Here is a 20,219-nt window from a genome sequence, read left to right as displayed (position 1 = left end):
AGCCTCGGTGTTGCTGAGAGTATTCAGGTCAATACACTAAGGAAGCGCTCGTTGAGCACGCGGTCGTGGTAGAAAATCGCCTTGCCCAATTGCTCGGCATCCCAAGTGGTGACCGGATGGTCGCTGTAGAAATAATCACCACCGGCAAATACTTCGTTGCGGTTGCCGGATGGATCAAAAAAATAAATCGTTTGTCCGTGGGTGAGTCCGTGGCGGGTGGGGCCGATGTCGATGGAGGTATCGGTCATCGCAATCAAATCGGCCGCACGCAGTACATCGTACCAAGTGTCCAGATAAAACGAGGCATGGTGCAGCTTGTTTTTTTCCCCGTGTTTGATAAAGGCCACATCGTGCGCTTTCATGGATGTGGTTAAAAACTGTGCCACACGGTTGCCGGCGGGATCCAGCACTTGTTCGGCCAAATCAAAGCCCAGCACTTCGGTAAACAGTTTGTGGGTGTTGTCCAAATCGTCGCCATAAAGCAAGCAGTGGTCGAAACGGGTGGCGCGCATGCCGCCCACATCGCGCGGCCAGGCTTCGGGATTGTGGTGACCAACACCGTATTTGCCCGGCTGCTCCTTGGTGGCAAACAGCTCAAATACGTGGCCGGTGGGCGCGGTAAAGCGGATGCGACGGCCACAACCGGCCAGCTCGCCCGCCGGAATTTCGCTCACATCCAGCCCGCCAAAGGCCTCCAGCTCTTGGCGCAAGCTGTCCAGTGTGGCTTCGTCCACCACTTTGAAGCCCATAAAATCCATACCCGCTTCATCGGCCTGACGCAGCACCACCGAAAATTTGTCGACTTCGGTCCAGCCTTTCAAATACACCCGGCCGGCCTCATCGGTGTGCATTTCGATCAAGCCCATCAAGTCGCGGTAATGTTTTACCGCCTCAGCCATGTCCAGCACGCGCAATTGCACATGCCCCGGACGCATTACACCTTTTTTCATGTTGTTTCTCCTTGGGGTGGTTTTCTAGCTATTGTTATGCCCGTTTTCCATAAATGGGTTGCGGGTTACTGCGGTTTGTTGCGGCACGATTTCCATGTCGCTTTCGGGAAACACCCGGCACGCCAACACCATGCCGGCGGCCAAGTCTTGCGCATTGATGTGGGTTTTACTCATGGCCTTGTGGCGGTAGCGGCCGGACAAAATCTGTATCCGGCACACGCCGCAGCCGCCGCCACGGCAACCGACATGAATGGCCGTTTGGCAACTGCGCTCACAAGCGGCCAGCAAGCTTTGCCCTTCGGCCACCTCGATGTTGCGCAAGCAGGTTGCGGCATTGCCGTGCTCCTTGATGCAAACGTGAAAGCCCATAATTTGCTCCTCGCCACGTTTCAGGCAGCCTAGGGTGGATCGACTTTCTTCAGGCAGCCTGAAAGGCTAACGCCCCAACGCCTTAGCCGATACGCCGCCAATGCCGAAATGCTGTTTGGGCATTTCGTCGATCAACACCCGCACCGACTCCTTCGGCGCACCCAATGCGTGCACCACGGCAGCGGTGATTTCGGCAATCAGCGCTTCTTTTTGCGCATCGCTTCGCCCTTCCATCATGTGAACCTGAATAATCGGCATATTGCTCTCCTTCAAAAATCGGTTCAGACAAAGCGCCCGCCTATGCTGCCCAAATCCTGGAAGCGCACGTTAAAGCTGTCGCCCGGGGCCACCGCCACCGCGGCGGTGATGGCGCCAATCATCACAAAGCTGCCGGCGGGTAGGTATTCGCCGCGCTCGGCCAGCATATTGACCAACATGGCCACCGAAGCCGCCGGGTGGCCGAGCACTGCGGCACCTGCTCCGGTTTGCACCACTTGGCCGTTGATTTCCATCACCACACCTAGGTTTTTCAAATCCAGCGCCGCTACCGGTTTGATACAGCCACCGGTGATAAAACGGCTGGAAGAGGAGTTGTCGGCAATCACGCTTTTTAAATCGAATTTGAAATCTTTATAGCGTGAGTCGATAACCTCAATGGCGGGCATCACAAAGTCGGTGGCCGCCAACACATCACCGATGTGGCAACCGGAACCCTGCAAGTCGGCACGGGTTACAAAGGCCAGCTCGGCTTCGATTTTGGGGTGGATTAATTCGCTGTGCCGGATGTCGCCGCCTTCGGGCACGCTGAAGTAATCGGCCAAAAAGCCGTAACACGGATGTTCTACGCCCATTTGGCTCATTTTCGCCCACGAGGTGAGCCCCATTTTCATGCCCACTATTTTGTGGCCGTGGGCCTCTTTGCGGCGGCGGATGGCCCATTGGATGTCGAAGGCGTCCTGATAATCCATGTTTGGATAGTCGTCGGTGATTTTGGTCACTTCATACGCCTGCAATTCGGCGTTTTCCAAGTGTTCGGCCAAGGCTTCGATTTGGGCGGCGGTGAGTGTGCTCATAGCGGCAATCCTTTCTGTTTGGCCATGGTGAGTGCCAAGTCTTCAATCATGTCTTCCTGCCCGCCCACGGTGCCGCGCCGACCCAGCTCCACCAAGATGTCGCGCGCGGACACGCCGTATTTTTTCTCGGCGCGCTTGGCAAACAGCAAGAAAGAGGAGTACACCCCGGCATAGCCCAAGGTGAGGGCATCGCGGTCGATGCGGATGGGGTGATCCATCAGCGGCACCACCAAGTCTTCGGCCACGTCCATCACCCGATATAAGTCGGTGCCGTGCTCCACACCCATGCGCTCCAGCACGGCCACAAAAACTTCCAACGGCGTATTGCCCGCCCCGGCGCCCAGCCCGGCCACGGAGCCGTCGATGCGGTCGGCGCCGGCGGCTATCGCTGCCAGCGAATTGGCAATGCCCATGCCCAAATTGTGGTGGCCGTGGAAGCCCAGATCGGTTTGCGGCTGCAAGCCTGCCCGCAAAGCGCCCAGCTTGCGGCTCACTTCTTCAGGCAGCATATAACCGGCCGAATCGGTGCAATAAATGCAGTTGGCGCCGTAGCCTTCCATCAGCCGCGCCTGTTGCAGCAAGGTGGCTTCGTCGGCCATGTGCGCCATCATCAGAAAGCCCACGGTATCCAGCCCCATTTTGGCGGCCATACCGATGTGTTGTTGCGATACATCGGCCTCGGTGCAATGGGTAGCCACGCGGATGGTGGACACGCCACAATCCACCGCCATTTTCAGGTGATCCACAGTGCCGATGCCGGGCAGCAATAATGCCGATACGCGTGCCTGTTTCATTTGCGGCACCACCGCGCGCAGGTATTCTTCATCGCTGTGGGCGGGGAAGCCGTAGTTGAGCGAAGCGCCGCCCAAGCCGTCGCCGTGGGTGACTTCAATCAGCGGCATGCCCGCCTCGTCCAGTGCGGTGGCCACTGCCACCATTTGCGCCAAGCTGATTTGGTGGGCTTTGGCGTGCATTCCGTCACGCAGGCTCATGTCGTGCAGGATGACTTTTTTTCCGGATAAATTCATTTGGCTATTCCCTTTTGGTTCAGCGCACAGGCAGCGCAATGGCACCGCTGGCGGCTTCTTGGGCAAACATTTCGGCGGTGTGCAAGGCAGCGGCGGTCATGATGTCCAGATTGCCGGCATAGGTGGGCAAGAAGTCGCCCAGCCCGGCCACCTCCAGAAAAATAGACACCTTGTTGCCGTCAAACACCGGGCCATTCACCAGCCGGTAGCCGGGTACATATTGCTGTACCGACTGCACCATTGCGTGCACCGAAGCGGTGATGACCGCTTCATCGGGACGGGTTTCGGTGAGGCAGTGCACAGTGTCGCGCATCATCAACGGCGGCTCGGCCGGGTTGATGATGATGATGGCTTTGCCCTTGGCGGCACCGCCCACCGAAGCCACGGCACTGGCGGTGGTGCGGGTGAATTCGTCGATATTGACGCGGGTGCCGGGCCCCACCGAACGCGATGACACAGTGGCAATGATTTCACCATAGGCTACCGGCTGTACCCTTGATACTGCGGCCACCATCGGAATGGTGGCTTGGCCGCCGCAAGTAACCATGTTCACATTCATTTCCAGCTTGGCGGCGTGTTGCTTGAGGTTCACCGGCGGCACGCAGAATGGGCCGATGGCCGCCGGGGTCAAATCCACCATCAATACGCCCAATTCATTGAGCTTGCGGCTGTTTTCCGGATGCACATAGGCCGAGGTGGCATCGAAGGCAATGCGGATGTCGTCGGCCAGCACATGCGGCAGCAAGCCATCCACGCCGGTAGCGCAAATTTTGATGCCCATGTCGCGGGCGCGTTTGAGGCCTTCCGATTCGGGGTCGATGCCCACCATCCACACCGGCTCCACCCAATCCGAACGCTGCATTTTCATCAGTAAATCGGTGCCGATGTTGCCCGGCCCGATGATGGCGGCTTTTAATTTTTGATTCACAACGGTTTCCTTATTAATGGGTTGGTATGCTTTTCAGGCAGCCTTGATGTTCTGAAAACAGCCGGATCAAATCTTTTTAAATAAGGCCGAGCGGCTGGCGGCGGCACCATCGGCAGCGGTAACAAACCGCTCCATGTGGATGTCGCGCTCGAACAAGCGGCTTTGCATCAGCGCGGTAACGGCGGCGTCAATCATCGGCGGCGGGCCGCACAAATAGGCTTTGTGGCCGCTGCAACGATGGTTGAAATGCTGGATTACGGCTTCGTGTACAAAACCGCTGAAGCCTTGCCACGCATCTTCCGGCAGCACATCGTTCAGCGCCGGAATGTAGTGGAAGTTGGTATGCTGCGCCGCTAAGCTTTCGAAGCGTTCGCGGTGGTAGAGCTCGGCCAGATTGCGCGCACCCTGAAATAAGTAAATCTGGCGGCCGTCACCTGTTTCCAACAAGTCCAGAATCATGGCTTCCGGGCTAGACAAACCAGAACCGCCGGCAATAAAAATCACGTCTTGGCTGTCGGATTTACGCACGAAAAACTGGCCATACGGGCCGGACAAATCCAGCACATCACCCACTTGTAATTGCTCGTGCAGCCAGCCGGTGGCGGCACCACCGGCCACTTTGCGCACATGCAGCAGCACTTTGTCGGCGCACGAGGGGTCGGCGCACGAGGGGTCGGCGCACGAGGGGTCGGCGCACGAGGGCGGGTTGGCAATCGAAAACGCGCGCGTGCCTTCCACACCGGGAATGTGCAGGTTGATGTATTGTCCGGCCTGAAAGCGCATCGGACGATCCAGCTTGAAGGCGATGCCTCTGATGGTGGGCGACAGGGTTTCGATGGCGGCCACGGTGGCACGGTAGTCTTCCACCGGATAGCCAAGGAAATCGGCGTCCACATCCACATCGGCTTCAATGGTCATGTCCGATTCGGGCTTGCAGCAGCAGGCCAAGACCTTGCCTTCGTCGCGCTCCACATCCATCAATGCAAACGATGAGGCGTTGCCCACGTCGGCAAAGCCGGACAACACCTGCACCTTGCAAGTGCCGCAGGTGCCGTGGCCACAAGCAAACGGCAGCCACACCCCTTGGCGCAGCGCCGCATCCAATATGGTTTGGCCGTCGTCCACTTCAATCATTTCGCCGGTGGGCTCTACGGTAACTTGGTAACTCATGCGCCCGCTCCTTACACGCCGGTGCCGCGCCAGCCGTTTAGGCCGGGGGTTTTGAAGCGCAACAGGCTTTTGTGATCGAAGCCCAGCTCGGCCAAGGTCTGGTCGTCTTGTGCTTGTAGCGTGCGGCCATTCAATTGCCACTGCACCGTGTCCCAATTGATGTGGGCGAAATCGGGGTGTTGTGCAAAGCCTTGCGGCAGCACATTGGCCTTGAGTTCGGCGAAAGTCATGGCAGACGGCAGCGGAAAGGTTTTGGCGGAACAAAACAGCAGGTGTTCGTCCCAGCCGATGTAGACCAGAATATTGCCGCCGAAGCGGGCTTGTGCATCGCGTACTTCACCGCGATAGTCGGGGGTGATAGCGTGTACGGGCATGGTGTTGCTCCTCAAAATATCGATTGGGCTTGTTCTGATGGCGGGTGACGGCAGTACCGTTGCGCTTTCAGGCAGCCTTGCTGATTTGGGGCTGCCTGAAAGAAACTAGGCTGCACCTTTCCATTTCTGCCAACGTGTTTCGTCTGGCGAGCCCACCATATCCATATTGTCGGCGCCCACATTCATGCGGTAGTAATCGCGCAACATTTCCTCCAAGTCGGAGCCGCCACAATTGCCTTGCAGGATTTGATGCACCGGCAGCCAAGCCTGTACGAACTTTTCCGGCTCGTCCAAAAAGATGTCACGGCAGCCGTCGGAACACATGTGGTAGCGCTCACCTTGATATTCGGCGCTGCGGTAGCTGATTTGGCCGGGATCGTCTGCCATTTCGGTGAAGCCCATCGGCACTTGGCATACTTGGCACAGCTGCGGCAGGCCGCTGGAATAAAACCGCTTGCCCTCGGCAGCCATTTGCTTGGCCAATTCCCAACGCGGACGGTAGTATTTGTCGAAAGTATCGGGGTATTTCTCACTCAGCCAATCCAGCTCTTCATCGGTGGGAATCCAAGTATGGAAACCGGCGGCATGGCCGAAGTTGTAGAAAATCCACCAAGCCTGATGTGAAATATGCTCTTTTTCTTTTTCAATCACTTCGGCATACTTGGGCGCACGGATGCCGTAGCGGGCCAGATCTTTAAACAGTGCACCCCCGGCTTCTTCGAAATACACTTCCCACGCTTCCTGCCACGACATCACTTTGTTGGGCAGCATGTAATCCATCATCATCGCCACAATCGCCAGCAGCCGCGTGCCACGCCAAAACCATTTGTCAATCCACTTTTGCACGATGGGCACATTGTCTTCATGCTGTTCCAGCAGGAATTTGATGATTTCCAAGCCCAAGGTCATGTGGCGGGCCTCGTCGGATTGGGCGCTGAAACCAAAGGTAACGGTGGCCATGTCACCGTTGTAGGCGGCACCGGACATAAACGGCACAAACAGCAAATTGGTGAGCACGTATTCAAACGAGAAGCTGATGGCCACCAAGAACTCGAACGGCCCGGCCGAGCGTGCGTCTTCAAAGAAAGACTTGGGCACCGACAAGTACCACACGCGATCATGCATGTGGCTCCAATCTTGAAAGCCGTCGAAAAACTTGTTGTAGTGGCTCATGGCGTGAATTTGCGTTTGCACATGGCGCAATTCGTCGATGGACTGCATCTGGCAGGCAATGCGCGCACCGATGCCGCCAAACTGCCGCCCCACATGGGCAAAACCTTGGTAAGCCTGATACTCCAGCGGGGTTACGCCGGTGAGGAAAATCTTGATGGCGTTCAGGTAGCGCGGGTCGGATACATTCATTTGCGCATTGTTTTGTGCAAAGGCATCAAAAATGGCATAGAGCTTTTTTTCTTTTTCCGCTTGGTATTTCCAGTAGGCATCCATGGTGAGGCGGAAAGGGTCTTCCCATTTGGACCAGTCGGTGATTTTGATGCCTTCAAATTCTTCATAAGGAAAGGCATCTTGGCGATTTTGATAGGAAAACTCCCAGTCCAAATCGCGGGTGAGTAAGCGGTATTTGTCTTTCAGATTTAATTTGGCAGCCATGTTGATTTCTCCTTGGGTTTCTTTATTAATGATTGCGGTGAGCCAATTAACGTACCCAGCTCAGGCTGAACGCCTCGTCGTCTTCTTCCACATTGCCACCCAAAGTAATCAGGTTTAGGTGCAGCTCCTGCACATCCCAGCTTTGCCCCAATTGCGCCTCCACCGTGCTGCGGCGCACCGTCAAGCTGTCCTCGCGCTCCATGCGCACCATGGCCGGTTGATAAATCACGGTCACACCGGGGTTATCGGCTTCCACGGCGGCCACGATGTAGCGCGACATATCGTTGTCTTGCAAGGCCAAATAAACTTTAGACATGCTGGTTCTCCTCTGTGGCCAAACCCAGTTTGCTTTGGCGTTGTTTGATTTGACCGGCGGCGTCTGCCATCGCGGCTTGTCCGGCGGCACCGAGCACGGCTTCGGCCAGCGGTGCAAAAGCAGCGGCCACTTGCGGCTGCCATTGCGCCAACCATTGCTGCAATTGCGCGCGGTTGGCCTCGCTCTCGGCGGCGGCTTGTTTGATGACGCTGTCGCTCCAGTTGTCCACGTCTTGCAGGCAGTCCTGCACGAATTCGGTCAACATGGCCACATCGCGGCCTTGGTTGGCGCTGAGCCATTGGTCGAAATGGCGGTAAAACAGCTGGCCGATGTGGCTGTCCACCAGCAGTGTTTGCACCAGCAGCAGCTCGAACCAGTCGCGGGTAACCAGCATTTTTTCGCACAAGGCACGCAGCGGTTGCCAAGCGGCATCGCTCATCCACCGGTGTTTGGCCTCAACCAGCGAACTGCCGCTGTTGTCGTCCAACAGCAGGCCGATGCGCGACAAATACTGCGCCATACCCAAGCGGTCGGTGCCGGCATACAGGCAGGCTTGGGTGATGGCGGTGCCGTAGCCGTAAGCGGCGCCGCTCATGTGGTTGAGGTTGGCGGTTTGCTCCACATGGCGCAGCGGCAACAGGCCGAAAATGATTTTCTGCCGAGCGGCTTCACCCAAGTGGGCGGCGCAGTCGCGTTTGGTGAAAAAGGCAAAATTGTGTTCGGCGCCTTCTTGCATACGTGCCCGGTTTTGCACATAGGCGCCGTAGTAAAACTGGCGTGGGTCTTTCAGGGCGTACCAGTCGGCCATCTGAATAGCGGTATGACCGGCATCGTTCAGCTCTTTGTCCGGCATCCACAAGGGGCGGTAATGAAAATTCACCGTGGCCTGTGCATCGTAGGTGGCTTCCTGATAGCGCGTGGCCGGCTTGTCGCCGAAGCGGCGGGCAATGTGCGCATAAGTGTGGCGCACAGGCTCAATGGCGGCGGTTTTGATTTCTAGGGTCATGCGGTTTCTCCTTGGGTATTGACTGACCGCGTTTTGTTTTAATCCGAGTTTGCTTGGGTATTTCTTTGGTGGTTGTGGCACATCAGCGTGTCTTCGCCATAACGCCATTTCTCCAGCTCACTGTCCACCGCCGCCATTTGCGCCTCACTCATGTGCACCACCTGATTGCGGGCGCAAAAGTCGGCAAATGCCGCCGGCGGCATCACCAGCTCCACAAACAGGGCGGGGTCACCGATGGCAAAGTCGAATGCCACAAAACGGGCGTCGGCAGTGCTGCGTACGCGAACAAATTTGGTTAGCGCTGGCAAGGCGGCACCGGCAGGTGTGTAGGCGGTTACGGACATGCGTATTTCCTGTGCTAAAGGATTGTGGCCGGGATAACACAGCCGCACCCAAAGTGCCGCCGCTGGCCATGGCAGATGAATAGCATGCGCGATGCCAAGCGCAAAAATACATTTTAGATATTTGATATTTATCAATATTTATTTTTATTTTATGGCAAGCTGCGGCCAAAACCTTAGCGGCTGCCTGAAAAATTTCACCATATCATCAAGCAAAAACCGCTTATTTCATCAAATGATGAAATAAGCGGTTCAGACAGCCCGAGCCAGCATACGGCCACAGCCACACAATAATTGACGGACAGGGGGTAATGCTCGCTATACTGAAAAAAGCCAAGCCGCATCAGCGGCCTACAAAACCGGCAGTTACAAACACCAAGCCGGAAAAACAGAACACAAACAGAGGAGAACGTCATCTCATACAGAGGAGAACGTCATCTCATGATGACAAGCAAACCCAAGTTGCCCACGGCCAAAGACCTGATCCAAGCCATTAAGTTCGATACCGACAACGGCAAGATTTGGCTTAACGAGCAGCGCATGCTGCTGGTGGACGCCAGCGTGATGGCGCAACTCAAAGCCGATTTGATTGCTTCTTTAGGCAGCGAGCGCGCCAAGCTGTTTTTAATGCGCTTCGGCTACCAGGCAGGCATCAAAGATGCCGAAGTGTCACGCAAGCTACGCCCGCATTTAAGCCCGGAAAAAGCTTTTCTGGCCGGGCCGCAGATGCACAATATCCGCGGCATGGTGCGTGTGGAGCCGATAGAGCTGCAATTTGACATCGAAACCGGGCATTACCACGGCGTTTTCAACTGGTTCGACTCTTACGAAGCCGGTGTGCACGCACACGGAAACGGCCTGTCCGATCAGCCGGTGTGCTGGACCTTACTGGGCTATGCCAGCGGCTACACCAGTTATTTTATGGGCAAGGCCATCATCTATCAGGAAACCGCTTGTACCGCCATGGGACACGAACATTGCCGCATCGTGGGCAAACCGGCAGAAGCATGGGGCGAACTCACCGACATGGAACGCTCGATGACGCCCGACCCGGTGCAAGACGAGCTTTTCGCCTTGCGCACTGAATTGGTGCGTCTGCGCAGCAGCCAGCCCTTGCGCACCGACCCCGAATTTAAAATTTTTAATGCCATTGGCGAATCGCAGCCGTTTCGCCAAGCCTATAACCTGCTGGCCCATGCCGCCCAGAGCAAGGTTACCGTGCTGTTGCAAGGCGAAACCGGCGCCGGTAAGGAAGCATTTGCACGCAGCCTGCATGCGGGCAGCGTGCGCGCCGAGGGGCCGTTTGTGGCCATCAACTGCGCCTGCATTCCCCCGGAATTGATTGAAGCCGAATTGTTCGGCGTGGAAAAAGGGGCTTTTACCGGTGCGCACCAAAGCCGCATGGGCAAGTTCGAACGCGCTCATGGCGGCACCATTTTTCTGGATGAAGTAGTGGAATTGTCGGCACGCGCCCAAGCGGCATTGCTGCGCGTGCTGCAAGAAAACGAATACGAGCGCGTGGGCGACCACAAAACCCGCAGCATTGATGTGCGCGTGGTCACCGCCACCAATGAGGATTTGCAACAGGCCGTGCAAACCGGTAAATTCCGCGCCGACTTATACTACCGCCTCAATGTGTTTCCCATCCGCATCCCGCCCTTGCGCGAGCGCAAAGACGATATTCCGCTGTTGGTGGCACATTTTCTGGCCAAATTCTGCACCGTATACAAAAAGCGCATCCTCGGCATCAGCGATCGCGGCATGGAATTGCTGCAACAATACGACTGGCCGGGCAATATCCGCGAGCTGGAAAATGTAATTGAACGCGGCGTCATCCTCACCGACCACAACCACCACATCGCCTCGGCCAGCCTGTTCCCGGGCAATAGCGACACCGCATTTAATGCAGAAGGCTTTGATATCAGAGGGAAAATACAAATTCAACGCAACCAAAACGTGCAGTGGCAAAGCTGGCTGGCACAATTGCTGCAAGCCGATTTTGCGCTGGAACAATTCGAGCAAGACTTAATCCAGCAAGCCTTGTCCTTGAGCAAAGGCAATGTTTCCGAAGCCGCCCGTCGCCTCGGTCTCACCCGCCCGGCACTGGCCTATCGCATGAAAAAAATGCAGGAACCCTGAATTTGCAAACGATAAAGGCTGCCTGAAAGCAAAGCTTATATGAGGCCAATAATCTTTCAGCCTTTAAAACGGATTGGCCACCGTTTTTTGATGATAAGCACAACTTGGCTGCACAAATCGGCAGGCGAGCCATGCACACGGGCATAAAGCCCGCTCCTGCCTTGGGCTGCCTGAAATCACGCCGTTCGCCAATCCCGTTTTATTTATCCGCGCAGGGTGAGCGTAACTCTGGCGTTTTGGCCGCCGCTTTGCGGCTGGTACAGCACCAAGGCGTCGGCATTATCGGCCTCTACTTGCCAAGCGGCACCGGGCTGCGGGCGGCCCAACACTTCCACGCCCACGCTGCGGGTTTTCAGGCGCACCACCGGGTCGGTATGCTCATAGCCGCTGTGTTCGGTGCCGGTGATTTCGGCGGCGATGGTTTCGGCTTGGCGGCGCAAGGGCGCGATAAAGCGGCAGCTTTGACCGTTGATGCCGACACAGTCGCCCAAGGCATAAATATCCGGCTGGCTGGTTTGCAGGCTGTGTTCGTCCACCACAATGCCGTGTTGTGGATGAAACAATACGCCGGCGCGCTCGGGCAGGCGGCTGTCGATGGCTAAGCCGGTGGCGGCCACCACTTGATCGGCCTGCAACACGGTAGGGTTGCCGCGGCCGTCTTGCAGTTGTAGCTGGTAGCTTCCGTCGGCCAAACGGCTCAGGTTTTCCACATGGGTTTGCCCCAAATAAGTCACGCCCTGTGCGGCCAAGGCTGCCTGAAGCTTTGTGCCCGCCTGCGGCGGCAGTAAGCCGCCCAAGGGATGCGGCGTGCGATCGATTAGGGTAACGCGATGCCCGGCGCGCGCCATGTCTTCGGCCAGCTCGGTGCCAATCATGCCCGCGCCCACCACCGCCACGTGCTGTGGTTTTTGCGCCAGCACGGCAAACAGTTTGTCGAAACTGCCCAGTTGGTTTACGCGCCAGCATAAGCTGGGCGGCAAGGTTTCAGGCAGCGTCGGGGTGGCTCCGGCGGCCAGTACCAGCTTATCCCAGCCGAAGTCGCCACGGGTGGTGTGGATGGTTTTGGCGGCGCTGTCGATGTTGATGACAAAGGTGTGCGCCAACAGCTGCACATTCAGCGCTTGTGCCGCATCGGCGGCGCTTTGTTTCACCAATTGGCGGCTGTTTCTGCCGCGGCTGATGGCCACGGATAGCTCGGGCTTGTGGTAGCGATCAGCCGCACAGGCGCTAATCAGCTTAATCGGCAGGTGTTGATCCAACGCACGCAAGGCTTCCACTACCGCCCAGCCGGCCATGCCGCCGCCCACGACCACCACGCCGCCGTTGTCCACCGGCATCACCGCCGGGTTGGCTGCCACCAAGGGTGTGCGCGGTACATAAGGCTCAAAATCGGCCTTACCCACACCGCACAAGGGGCATACCCAATCAGCGGGAATGTCGGCAAAGCGGGTGCCGGGGGCGATGCCGCTGTCGGGGTCGCCCAGTGCTTCGTCGTAAATCAAACCGCAGGCGCGGCAGATGTATTTTTTCCATTCAGGCTGGCTCATGCGGGCAGTTCCTCGCTCATGATTTGCTGCACCAGATAGCGCAGGTGTTTGATGGCGGGGGTAACAATGGCCACGAATTGCGCTTCACGTATGCGCCGCTGAGGGTTGGCATTGGCCAAATAGCCGCGCGCGCCTTGGTGCAGCAGCGCGGCCTGGCTGGCTTGCAAACCGAGCTTGGCACCTTGGATGCGCAAGTCGAGCACATCGAGCAAATAGTCTTTGCTGGTTTCAAACGGGGTTTGCGCTAATAGACGGGTTTGCTGTTCGGCCTTGTCTAGCGCCAATTGCAAGCTGCCGGTTTGGTCTTCCAAAAATTGATTAACATGCCCCAACACCGGCGCCACTTCGAGCATATCGTCGATGCTGCCTTGCACCACGCCCAAGCCGATGCCCATTTGCAGCAGCACAAAAGCGGCGCGAATGCGGGCGATAAAGGGCTTGGCCGGGTCGGCAATGATGTCGTCGCTGCCGACAAAAAAGTCTTTTAAATGAATGCTCCAGGTGCTGGTGCCTTCCATGCCGCTAAATTCGGGGCAGGCCGCCAGCTTCACCCGCGTTTCGTCCAAGCGCAGCAAAAACATAATGTCGTGATCTTTGCCGCCTTCCACTTGCGCCACCGCGCCGCAATGCTGGCCATAAGCAATATGGCTCACCCACGGCAAGGCACCGCTCACCGAATAGCCGCCGGGCACTTTTTTGGCGCGCAACAGCATCGGCTCGATATTGGCCCAGGTTTTCATCGGATTGGAAAGCGCGGTGCCGCCAAAGGTTTTGCCATAGGCGTGGTCGCTCAGCACTTGGCCGCGCAGCGCCGGATTGTCGCTGGCGTCCAAATAAAGGCCGCACACCTGGTGCGCCCACGTGAGAAAGCCGGTGGCGCCGCAGGCACGGCTCACGATTTGCATGGCATCGATGGCGGTATCGAAGCGCGAGCCTTGGCTTTGCAGATGGGCGGCAAACGCCCCGGCTTGCCCCAGCTTGGCCATGATTTCCAACGGGTAATGGCCGCGGTCGATGCGGTGTGCCAAGGGTTGCAAGTCTTGCCGGGCAATGGTGTCTACAGCGGCAAGCAATTGGGTGTTGGCGGGAGAAACGGCGGTGGTGAGCATGATGTAAAGCCTTAATGCGAATCAGGGATACGCATACGCAAGCCCGGCATGGCCATGCTTGGGTATGGGTACACCGGTTTTCAGGCAGCCTTGATAAGTTTGCCTCTCAAGGCTGCCTGAAAGAATAAGATATCGCAAAGAAACTAAATAATCCTACGGCGTTGACCCACCTAGCCATACTATCTGTAGTGTCTGCAGCTGTACTGTCTGCGGCTCGCCGCCTTGTATGATTTATTTATTTTCTTTGCTATAGAATCAGTCGGCCAAGCCGATGTCGAATGCCACCGGATTGCGCAGGGTATTGGCCACCGGCGAATAGAAATTGGCGTGTTGCACGATTTCGTCCAGCACTTCGCGGCTGGCATCGCCTTCCACTTTCACCTTCACACGAATGGCTTGAAAGCCCATTTGGGCAGGCTCACGCTCGGCGCCACCGGCACCCCACGCAGCGCTGTTGCCGATATCGGCTTCCAGATACACTTCCAGCTTGGATAATTGCACTTGGCGATGCGTGGCCACGGCTTTCACGCCCACGGCCAAGCAGCCGCCCAGCGCCGCCAGCACCACTTCGCCCGGTGCCGGAGCGGTGTTTTCGCCAAACAAATGGTAAGGCTCGTCCACCACCACTGCCGGATGATTGGGGTCGTGGCTGGCCACATAGCTCAGGGTGCGGAACTGGCCCACCGAGATGGTGTCCACTTTCACCGTGCCTTGGCGGTTGGGGTTGTCGCGCCCGGCCGCAGCAAACTTGGCCAAGCCCTCGGCATCAATCGGGCGCAAATACGTTACATCAGACATTACCTTCTCCTTAAATCATCAACGATTCCTTAGCAGGCACAGCCGTGCCTTGCCCATCGCCGTGATTATCCACCCCACACACGCGGGCGCAAAAGAAGATATGCTTCTTTGCTTATGCCATTTCGGCATGAAGAGGGCATACAAACATTGGCTACGCCATTTTCTCTGCGTCATTTTCTCTGTGTATTCGGGTATGTTCAGGCAGCCTTTTCGCCACAACATGCCAATCATGGGTGGATTTACCGCAACGGCTAAAGTTATACTGACCGCTCAATCGACTGCTGGCGGAGAACACACCATGACCTTTTCCATGCCCACCCGCATCACGGCGGCCTGCTTATTGGCGGCAGTGCTGCTGTTTCAACCCTTGGCCAACGCCGCACCCGCCAGCACCAACGCTGCTTCTGCTTCTGCCCCTGCCGCCAGCATCCAAGCCGTGCCAGCCGATGAGGCCTTACACCAGCAATTGCGCGATTTGCGCGACCGCATGCAAACCGCACTGAACCAACGCGACCTGAACAGCTTACTGGACAATGTAACCGACAATGTGGTGTTCACCACCATGAACGGCGATCGCGTGATTGGTAAAGAAGGCATCCGCCAATATTTCGATACCATGCTCAACGGCCCCAATCCGCTGGTGCGCTCGGTTACCACCCAATTTGAAGTTGAAGCCTTATCGCACCTCTATAACGGCGACACCGCCGTGGCTTTTGGCCACAGCAACGACCACTACGAGCTGGGCAACGGCCAAACCATCAACGTAAGCCCGCAATGGAGCGCCACCCTGATTCGGTATGAGCAGCGCTGGCTGATTGCCAATTTCCATTATTCGGCCAATATTTTCGACAATCCGGTGCTCAACGCCCAACGCCAATGGCTATTGGGCGGCGCGGCCACCGCCGCACTGGCCGCCGCGCTGCTGGGTTTTTGGTTTGGTCGCCGCCAGCGCCGCAAGGCTGCCTGAAATTCTTTATTCTCTTAATCGCACCCTTTGCCGATGACACAAGACCCCGCCGACAACTGGAAACACTGGCCGCAAGGCTGGTATGCCGTAGCGCGTGCCGATGCGTTGCGCCCCGGCCAAATACACAGCGGCCACCTGGCCGGGCAACCTTGGGTGCTGTATCGCGGCCACAGCGGCACACTTCACGCCACCGATGCTTTTTGCCCGCACATGGGCGCCCATTTGCACAATGCCCAAGTGTGCGGCGAGGCATTGGTGTGCGGCCTGCACGCTTGCCACTTATTACCGCAAACCGCCGCCCCCACGCTGCCTGAACACATCAAGGCCGGCTGCCGTTTGGCCGTGCGCGCTTGGCCAAGCGCCGAGCATTTTGGCCTGATTTGGCTGCACCCGCCTGCCGCCGCCATACCGCCGCTGCCGTTTTCGGGTAGCGATGGCGGCCATCATTGGCTGGCTGCCGGGCCGCAAGCGGTGGCCGCCGACTGGCGCGCCATGATTTGCAATGGTTTCGACCTCGAACACATGCAAGCGGTGCACCAACGCCAAGTGGAGGGCGAGCCGCTGTTTGAAAGACTGCCTGAAAACGGCTTGCGCATGACCTACCGCACCCGTGTGTTGCCGCGCGGCGGTCTGTCCAGCTGGCTGATGCAGCGCTTGTCCGGCGGCGTCATCCATTTGGTGCACACCTGCGTGGGCAGCAGCATTATGGTGCAAAGCCGTGTGGGGCGATTTCGCACCAGCGCCGTATTCGCCCTACTGCCGCAAGACGCACCCGGCACCCGCCCGGAGCAACGGCACAGCGTGGCCTTGGCCGCCATCGGCATTCCCCACGGCGCCCGCTGGCCCACCCTACAGCTGCGCTTGGCGCGGGCGCTGTATCTGGCTTTTTTGCGCAAGGATTTTCGCGTGGTGGAAGGCATGCGCCTACAGTTGAACCATACCGCCGATGTCGGCGTGCAGGCGGTTACGGCTTATCAGCACACCTTGGCCGATATGGAACACCACCCATGAACGCTGCTACGCCGCCCACCGCCCTTAATTTACTGCTGCTCGTCGCCGCATCGGCGGCCAATATGCTGTGGCTCTACACTGCCAGCCATGCGCCGTGGTGGGGCGTGCTGGCGGCGGCCTTGCTGTTTTCGCTCACCAACAACACCCTGTTTTCATTGCTACACGAAAGCGTGCACAGCATCTTTGCGCTTAATCCGACACTCAACCGCTGGGCCGGGCGCTTGGCCGCCTGCTGGTTTCCCACCGGCTTGGCCATCCAGCAAACATTCCACCTTACCCACCACCGCCACAACCGTTCTGCCGCTGAGCAATTCGACGTATTGCACCCGCAAGACGTGCGTTGGCTGAAATACGCCCAGTGGTATGCCATTTTCACCGGCCTGTATTGGCTGGTGGCCAGCCTGGGCGTGCTGCTCTATGCCGTTACGCCGCGCCGGGTACGCCAAGGTTTGCTGCGCCTGTTTGGCCGCCAAGGCGGCGTGCAAACCAGCGCCAACCACTACATCGGCGCACTGGATCAGCTGCCGCCCATCACTGCCCGTTTGGAAATTTACGCTGCCGTGGCTTGGCAAGCGGCATTGTTTTATCTGCTTGATTTGTCGCTGGTCGGCTGGGCTGCCTGCTATGCGGCCTTTGCGCTGATGTGGAGCTCCTTGCAATACACCGATCACGCCTTCTCGCCGCTGGATGCGCGCACCGGCGCGTGGAATCTGCGCGTACCGCGCTGGCTGCGGCGAGTGTTTCTCAACTACCACCTGCATTTGGCACACCACCAATACCCGCAACTGCCATGGCATGCACTGCCGCAACACGCCAGCCCCGGCCCGCGGTTTATTGATGTGTGGCGCGCGTGTTGGCGCGGCCCGCAGCGGCTGGAAAACTTCCCCACCTTCCAACAGAAAGACGTGTTGTGAACACCGCATTGCCCTGCCAGCGCACTTTCGGCTGGGTGTTGGCGGCCGTGTTTGCGCTGCTGTTTTTGCTGTTCTACGGCGGTGCCAATATCGTGAGCGATTGGATACCGTGGCGCTGGCATCCTGCACTGCCCGGCGAGGCGGCATGGCCGTTTTATCCGCAATGGGCGCCGCTGTATTTGCTGATGCCCTTGCTGTTGTTTTGGTGCGTGGTGAAGCTCAACTGGACGGCGCAATGGGCGCTGCTGGCCACTTTACTGGCCGAATTGCTGTTGGCCTGTGTGTTTTTTGTGTTGCTGCCGGTAGAAACCGCTTTTCCGCCGCGCCATGTTAGCGGCTGGGCAGCGCCGTGGTTTGAGCTGGCCACCACCTTGAGCATGCGCCACAACCATTTTCCTTCTTTGCACGTGGCGTTTGCCCTTACCGCCGCCTTGGCCTTACAGCCCGTGCTGCGCCCGCTGTCGCGTTTGCTCTCTTGGCTGTGGATGATGCTGGTGGCCGCCAGCACCGTGTCAATCCACGAACACCACCTGCTCGACATCATCGCCGGTGCGGTGCTGGCGCTGCTGGCTTGGCGCATCGTGCCGCCATGGGCGCAGCAAGCCGCGGTATTGCAGCGGGTGCGGCTAGAATGGCTGTGGTGCTGCAATCAATGGGCGTTTGCCCGACGCCATCGCCGCTATGCCCTGATTAGCCTGATGATTGCCACGCAGCGCCTGCGCCGGCCACAACGCGGCACGCTATTGCTGAGCGGCTACTGCTTTTTACAAGCGGTGGACGACATTATGGACGGCGACCGCCGCAGCCGCACCGCACCGATTGCGGTGGCCGACGACCTGTTGGCCGCTTGGCAGCAGCGCCGTTTTCACACCGCCCACAACCTGATGCTGCTGGCACACGACTTCCAACAGCGCCTCGCCTTATTGCCGAATGCCAATCATGCGCTGGCCGATGTCGGCGCGCTGTTGCAGGTGATGCGGGCCGACCGCTTGCGCGCCGAATCACGTGCCGTGTGGTCGGCCATCGCATTGGCAGCGCAACACCAAGCCACCTTTGCCTTATCGCTGGATTTGCTGCTGGCCGCATTGGGCTCGCCCAGCCGCGCCGCCGCCGCACCCGCGCTCACCACCGTATTGGGCTGGTGCTCGGTGATGCGCGATTTACGCGAAGACATCGCCGCAGGCATCATCAATATCCCGCAAACACAATGGCAACAGCTCAGCCCGCCACCCAACGGCACCCCGCCGGACAGCTGGCTGCGCCAGCCGCCGCTGCAACAATGGATGGCCGCACAACACGCACAGGCACTGCAACAGCTGAGCTTGCTGGACACCCAATTGGCCGCCGATTCTCTCGACCCGCGTGCGCAGCGCATCATGCGGATATTTGCCCGCTCGGTGCGCGACTTTGCCCAACGGCGTTTCTACCGCCTGTATCCGTGGCTGGCATCCGATGCTTGAAAGCCAATAAAATCCCAAGCCCCGAAAATACACAAGGCTGCCTGAATACATTTCAGGCAGCCTTGATTGGAACGCATTGGCGCATCACCCGTTTAATCCACCGCCGCAAACTGTTCCGCCGCCAGCGGTGCGCGCCCCAATAGAGCGGCAAAGTCGGTGTTGTCGGCGCAGTTGCCCGCTTCCAGCAAGGCGATGCTGCCGGGGCTGAGGATGCCGTTGCTGAGGATATTGGTGAGCGGCAACATTGGCTTGATGAGCGCCAGCGGTATCGGCAGCACCCGCAGCGGCGGCTTGCGGTGCAGGGTTTGGCGCAGGGTGCTCAGATAGCCGGCCAAGGTGCAGATTTGGCTGCCGGTCATGTTCACCACCGTGGCGTGCGGCGGCGGGTGGTTCACCATATTGACGATGCCTGCCGCCACATCGCCCACATGCACCGGCTGTAAGTCGAAACGGCCGCCGCCGGGCAAGGCCAGCACAGGCAGATGTGCCAGTTTGATAAACAGCTCGCAGCTGGCACCGCCGCGCCCATACACCACCGATGGCCGCGCCAAGGCCAGCTGCAAACCGCTGGCGCACAAGGCGGCATCACCGCGCCCTTTGCTGCCCACAAACGCCACGGTTTGCGCCGCGTCCGCCCCCAAAGCCGAAAGCTGCACCCAGCGCTGCACGCCCGCCGCCTGCGCCCATTGTGCCAATTGCGCCGGGGCGTGGTGGTGGATGGTTTCCAAAACATCGGCATGGCGGCTCATCACGCCGATGCAGTTCACCACCACCTCTTTATCCGCCAGCAACGGCATGGCTTGTGCTTCGTGCAGGTGCTGTAAATCCAGCTCGCGATGGCCGGGCGTGGCCACTTGATGCCCTTGCTGGCGCAATAAAGCCGCCACGCGTTTGCCGATAAAGCCGCTGCCGCCCAGTAATAAGATATTCATTTTTTACTCCTTGCTTTGTTTGCCTGAAATGTTGGTAAAACCCCATCCATGCCGCCCTGTTGTTTTATTTTTTGAGCTTACACATCGGCGTGTTAAGGTTAAGGCTACCTGAAAACATTAAATCCGTTATTGCCAAGCTTAGATTTCAGGCAGCCTTGATAAGTTAATGTTTATCTTGA

Annotated in this window: 21 protein-coding genes and 1 pseudogene; 5 read left to right on the top strand and 17 right to left on the bottom strand. The window is 58.1% G+C overall.

The annotated features are described in order from the left end of the window. Positions 1 to 23: 23 nt before the first annotated feature. The 12 genes from JQU52_RS04840 to JQU52_RS04785 form a co-directional block, all read right to left on the bottom strand. Positions 24 to 950 (bottom strand): catechol 2,3-dioxygenase, encoded by a 927-nt coding sequence (locus JQU52_RS04840; protein ID WP_230340010.1) that lies wholly within the window; start codon positions 948 to 950, stop codon positions 24 to 26. A 24-nt stretch (positions 951 to 974) separates the two neighbouring features. Then, positions 975 to 1,319, bottom strand: coding sequence for a 2Fe-2S iron-sulfur cluster-binding protein (locus JQU52_RS04835; RefSeq protein WP_230340009.1), 345 nt, complete (start codon positions 1,317 to 1,319; stop codon positions 975 to 977). 66 nt (positions 1,320 to 1,385) lie between these two features. Next, positions 1,386 to 1,577, bottom strand: coding sequence for a 2-hydroxymuconate tautomerase (locus JQU52_RS04830; protein ID WP_230340008.1), 192 nt, complete (start codon positions 1,575 to 1,577; stop codon positions 1,386 to 1,388). A 23-nt stretch (positions 1,578 to 1,600) separates the two neighbouring features. Continuing rightward, complete coding sequence (gene dmpH / locus JQU52_RS04825; protein WP_230340007.1) at positions 1,601 to 2,392, bottom strand: 2-oxo-3-hexenedioate decarboxylase; 792 nt, start codon at positions 2,390 to 2,392, stop codon at positions 1,601 to 1,603. Continuing rightward, a complete protein-coding gene (gene dmpG, locus JQU52_RS04820) occupies positions 2,389 to 3,420 on the bottom strand; it encodes a 4-hydroxy-2-oxovalerate aldolase (protein WP_230340006.1) in 1,032 nt (343 codons plus the stop codon). The genes dmpH and dmpG overlap by 4 nt, the downstream gene beginning before the upstream one ends. Before the next feature lie 19 nt (positions 3,421 to 3,439). Next, positions 3,440 to 4,348 carry an acetaldehyde dehydrogenase (acetylating) gene (locus JQU52_RS04815; RefSeq protein WP_230340005.1) on the bottom strand — a complete coding sequence of 303 codons (909 nt, stop codon included), beginning with the start codon at positions 4,346 to 4,348 and terminating at the stop codon, positions 3,440 to 3,442. 66 nt (positions 4,349 to 4,414) lie between these two features. Next, positions 4,415 to 5,518, bottom strand: coding sequence for an NADH:ubiquinone reductase (Na(+)-transporting) subunit F (locus JQU52_RS04810; RefSeq protein WP_230340004.1), 1,104 nt, complete (start codon positions 5,516 to 5,518; stop codon positions 4,415 to 4,417). Positions 5,519 to 5,529: 11 nt separating this feature from the next. Next, entirely contained in the window at positions 5,530 to 5,892 is a 363-nt protein-coding gene (locus JQU52_RS04805) for a phenol hydroxylase subunit P4 (RefSeq protein ID WP_230340003.1), read from the bottom strand. 105 nt (positions 5,893 to 5,997) lie between these two features. After that, positions 5,998 to 7,500 (bottom strand): aromatic/alkene/methane monooxygenase hydroxylase/oxygenase subunit alpha, encoded by a 1,503-nt coding sequence (locus JQU52_RS04800; protein ID WP_230340002.1) that lies wholly within the window; start codon positions 7,498 to 7,500, stop codon positions 5,998 to 6,000. 46 nt (positions 7,501 to 7,546) lie between these two features. Further along, positions 7,547 to 7,816 (bottom strand): MmoB/DmpM family protein, encoded by a 270-nt coding sequence (locus JQU52_RS04795; protein ID WP_230340001.1) that lies wholly within the window; start codon positions 7,814 to 7,816, stop codon positions 7,547 to 7,549. Continuing rightward, a complete protein-coding gene (locus JQU52_RS04790; protein WP_230340000.1) occupies positions 7,809 to 8,822 on the bottom strand; it encodes an aromatic/alkene monooxygenase hydroxylase subunit beta in 1,014 nt (337 codons plus the stop codon). Before JQU52_RS04790 ends, JQU52_RS04795 begins: the two co-directional genes overlap by 8 nt. Positions 8,823 to 8,860: 38 nt before the next feature. Further along, the gene (locus tag JQU52_RS04785; protein WP_230339999.1) at positions 8,861 to 9,166 is read right to left on the bottom strand and encodes a phenol hydroxylase subunit; all 306 of its coding nucleotides are present in this window, start codon (positions 9,164 to 9,166) and stop codon (positions 8,861 to 8,863) included. Positions 9,167 to 9,604: 438 nt separating this feature from the next. Here JQU52_RS04785 and JQU52_RS04780 point away from each other — a divergent pair, with 438 nt between their 5' ends. After that, positions 9,605 to 11,302, top strand: coding sequence for a sigma-54-dependent Fis family transcriptional regulator (locus JQU52_RS04780; protein WP_230339998.1), 1,698 nt, complete (start codon positions 9,605 to 9,607; stop codon positions 11,300 to 11,302). A gap of 203 nt (positions 11,303 to 11,505) precedes the next feature. Here JQU52_RS04780 and JQU52_RS04775 read toward each other — a convergent pair whose 3' ends face one another. The 4 genes and pseudogenes from JQU52_RS04775 to JQU52_RS04760 form a co-directional block, all read right to left on the bottom strand. Further along, positions 11,506 to 12,639, bottom strand: coding sequence for an FAD-dependent oxidoreductase (locus tag JQU52_RS04775; RefSeq protein ID WP_268866637.1), 1,134 nt, complete (start codon positions 12,637 to 12,639; stop codon positions 11,506 to 11,508). A 48-nt stretch (positions 12,640 to 12,687) separates the two neighbouring features. Beyond that, positions 12,688 to 12,849, bottom strand: a pseudogene (gene rd, locus JQU52_RS04770) (rubredoxin); the annotation flags it as partial. After that, on the bottom strand, positions 12,846 to 13,958 hold the full coding sequence (locus JQU52_RS04765) for an acyl-CoA dehydrogenase family protein (protein WP_230339997.1): 1,113 nt from the start codon (positions 13,956 to 13,958) through the stop codon (positions 12,846 to 12,848). The gene JQU52_RS04765 and the pseudogene rd, both read right to left, overlap by 4 nt. 255 nt (positions 13,959 to 14,213) lie before the next feature. Further along, positions 14,214 to 14,756, bottom strand: a complete 543-nt coding sequence (locus JQU52_RS04760; protein WP_230339996.1) for an OsmC family protein — start codon at positions 14,754 to 14,756, stop codon at positions 14,214 to 14,216. Positions 14,757 to 15,066: 310 nt separating this feature from the next. Here JQU52_RS04760 and JQU52_RS04755 point away from each other — a divergent pair, with 310 nt between their 5' ends. The 4 genes from JQU52_RS04755 to JQU52_RS04740 are packed head-to-tail and all read left to right on the top strand — an operon-like array spanning position 15,067 to position 19,108. After that, the gene (locus tag JQU52_RS04755; protein WP_230339995.1) at positions 15,067 to 15,723 is read left to right on the top strand and encodes an SgcJ/EcaC family oxidoreductase; all 657 of its coding nucleotides are present in this window, start codon (positions 15,067 to 15,069) and stop codon (positions 15,721 to 15,723) included. A gap of 33 nt (positions 15,724 to 15,756) precedes the next feature. After that, the gene (locus tag JQU52_RS04750; protein WP_230339994.1) at positions 15,757 to 16,734 is read left to right on the top strand and encodes a Rieske 2Fe-2S domain-containing protein; all 978 of its coding nucleotides are present in this window, start codon (positions 15,757 to 15,759) and stop codon (positions 16,732 to 16,734) included. Next, entirely contained in the window at positions 16,731 to 17,648 is a 918-nt protein-coding gene (locus JQU52_RS04745) for a fatty acid desaturase (protein ID WP_230339993.1), read from the top strand. Before JQU52_RS04750 ends, JQU52_RS04745 begins: the two co-directional genes overlap by 4 nt. Next, positions 17,645 to 19,108: a phosphatase PAP2 family protein gene (locus JQU52_RS04740; protein ID WP_230339992.1), complete on the top strand. Its 1,464-nt coding sequence runs from the start codon at positions 17,645 to 17,647 to the stop codon at positions 19,106 to 19,108. Before JQU52_RS04745 ends, JQU52_RS04740 begins: the two co-directional genes overlap by 4 nt. A gap of 92 nt (positions 19,109 to 19,200) precedes the next feature. Here JQU52_RS04740 and JQU52_RS04735 read toward each other — a convergent pair whose 3' ends face one another. After that, the gene (locus JQU52_RS04735) at positions 19,201 to 20,040 is read right to left on the bottom strand and encodes an NAD-dependent epimerase/dehydratase family protein (RefSeq protein WP_230339991.1); all 840 of its coding nucleotides are present in this window, start codon (positions 20,038 to 20,040) and stop codon (positions 19,201 to 19,203) included. Positions 20,041 to 20,219 lie beyond the last annotated feature (179 nt).

It is taken from the genome of Paralysiella testudinis, from assembly GCF_016894345.1.
GTDB classification, from domain to species: Bacteria; Pseudomonadota; Gammaproteobacteria; order Burkholderiales; family Neisseriaceae; genus Paralysiella; species Paralysiella testudinis.
This window is presented reverse-complemented; position numbering and strand designations above follow the sequence as displayed.

Bases quoted from the DNA above. Each gene is read 5' to 3' on its own strand.
- JQU52_RS04840 (WP_230340010.1), bottom strand. From the start codon at position 950: ATGAAAAAAGGTGTAATGCGTCCGGGGCATGTGCAATTGCGCGTGCTG.
- JQU52_RS04835 (WP_230340009.1), bottom strand. From the start codon at position 1,319: ATGGGCTTTCACGTTTGCATCAAGGAGCACGGCAATGCCGCAACCTGC.
- JQU52_RS04830 (WP_230340008.1), bottom strand. From the start codon at position 1,577: ATGCCGATTATTCAGGTTCACATGATGGAAGGGCGAAGCGATGCGCAA.
- dmpH (WP_230340007.1), bottom strand. From the start codon at position 2,392: ATGAGCACACTCACCGCCGCCCAAATCGAAGCCTTGGCCGAACACTTG.
- dmpG (WP_230340006.1), bottom strand. From the start codon at position 3,420: ATGAATTTATCCGGAAAAAAAGTCATCCTGCACGACATGAGCCTGCGT.
- JQU52_RS04810 (WP_230340004.1), bottom strand. From the start codon at position 5,518: ATGAGTTACCAAGTTACCGTAGAGCCCACCGGCGAAATGATTGAAGTG.
- JQU52_RS04805 (WP_230340003.1), bottom strand. From the start codon at position 5,892: ATGCCCGTACACGCTATCACCCCCGACTATCGCGGTGAAGTACGCGAT.
- JQU52_RS04800 (WP_230340002.1), bottom strand. From the start codon at position 7,500: ATGGCTGCCAAATTAAATCTGAAAGACAAATACCGCTTACTCACCCGC.
- JQU52_RS04795 (WP_230340001.1), bottom strand. From the start codon at position 7,816: ATGTCTAAAGTTTATTTGGCCTTGCAAGACAACGATATGTCGCGCTAC.
- JQU52_RS04790 (WP_230340000.1), bottom strand. From the start codon at position 8,822: ATGACCCTAGAAATCAAAACCGCCGCCATTGAGCCTGTGCGCCACACT.
- JQU52_RS04785 (WP_230339999.1), bottom strand. From the start codon at position 9,166: ATGTCCGTAACCGCCTACACACCTGCCGGTGCCGCCTTGCCAGCGCTA.
- JQU52_RS04780 (WP_230339998.1), top strand. From the start codon at position 9,605: ATGATGACAAGCAAACCCAAGTTGCCCACGGCCAAAGACCTGATCCAA.
- JQU52_RS04775 (WP_268866637.1), bottom strand. From the start codon at position 12,639: ATGCCGGTGGACAACGGCGGCGTGGTGGTCGTGGGCGGCGGCATGGCC.
- JQU52_RS04765 (WP_230339997.1), bottom strand. From the start codon at position 13,958: ATGCTCACCACCGCCGTTTCTCCCGCCAACACCCAATTGCTTGCCGCT.
- JQU52_RS04760 (WP_230339996.1), bottom strand. From the start codon at position 14,756: ATGTCTGATGTAACGTATTTGCGCCCGATTGATGCCGAGGGCTTGGCC.
- JQU52_RS04755 (WP_230339995.1), top strand. From the start codon at position 15,067: ATGCCCACCCGCATCACGGCGGCCTGCTTATTGGCGGCAGTGCTGCTG.
- JQU52_RS04750 (WP_230339994.1), top strand. From the start codon at position 15,757: ATGACACAAGACCCCGCCGACAACTGGAAACACTGGCCGCAAGGCTGG.
- JQU52_RS04745 (WP_230339993.1), top strand. From the start codon at position 16,731: ATGAACGCTGCTACGCCGCCCACCGCCCTTAATTTACTGCTGCTCGTC.
- JQU52_RS04735 (WP_230339991.1), bottom strand. From the start codon at position 20,040: ATGAATATCTTATTACTGGGCGGCAGCGGCTTTATCGGCAAACGCGTG.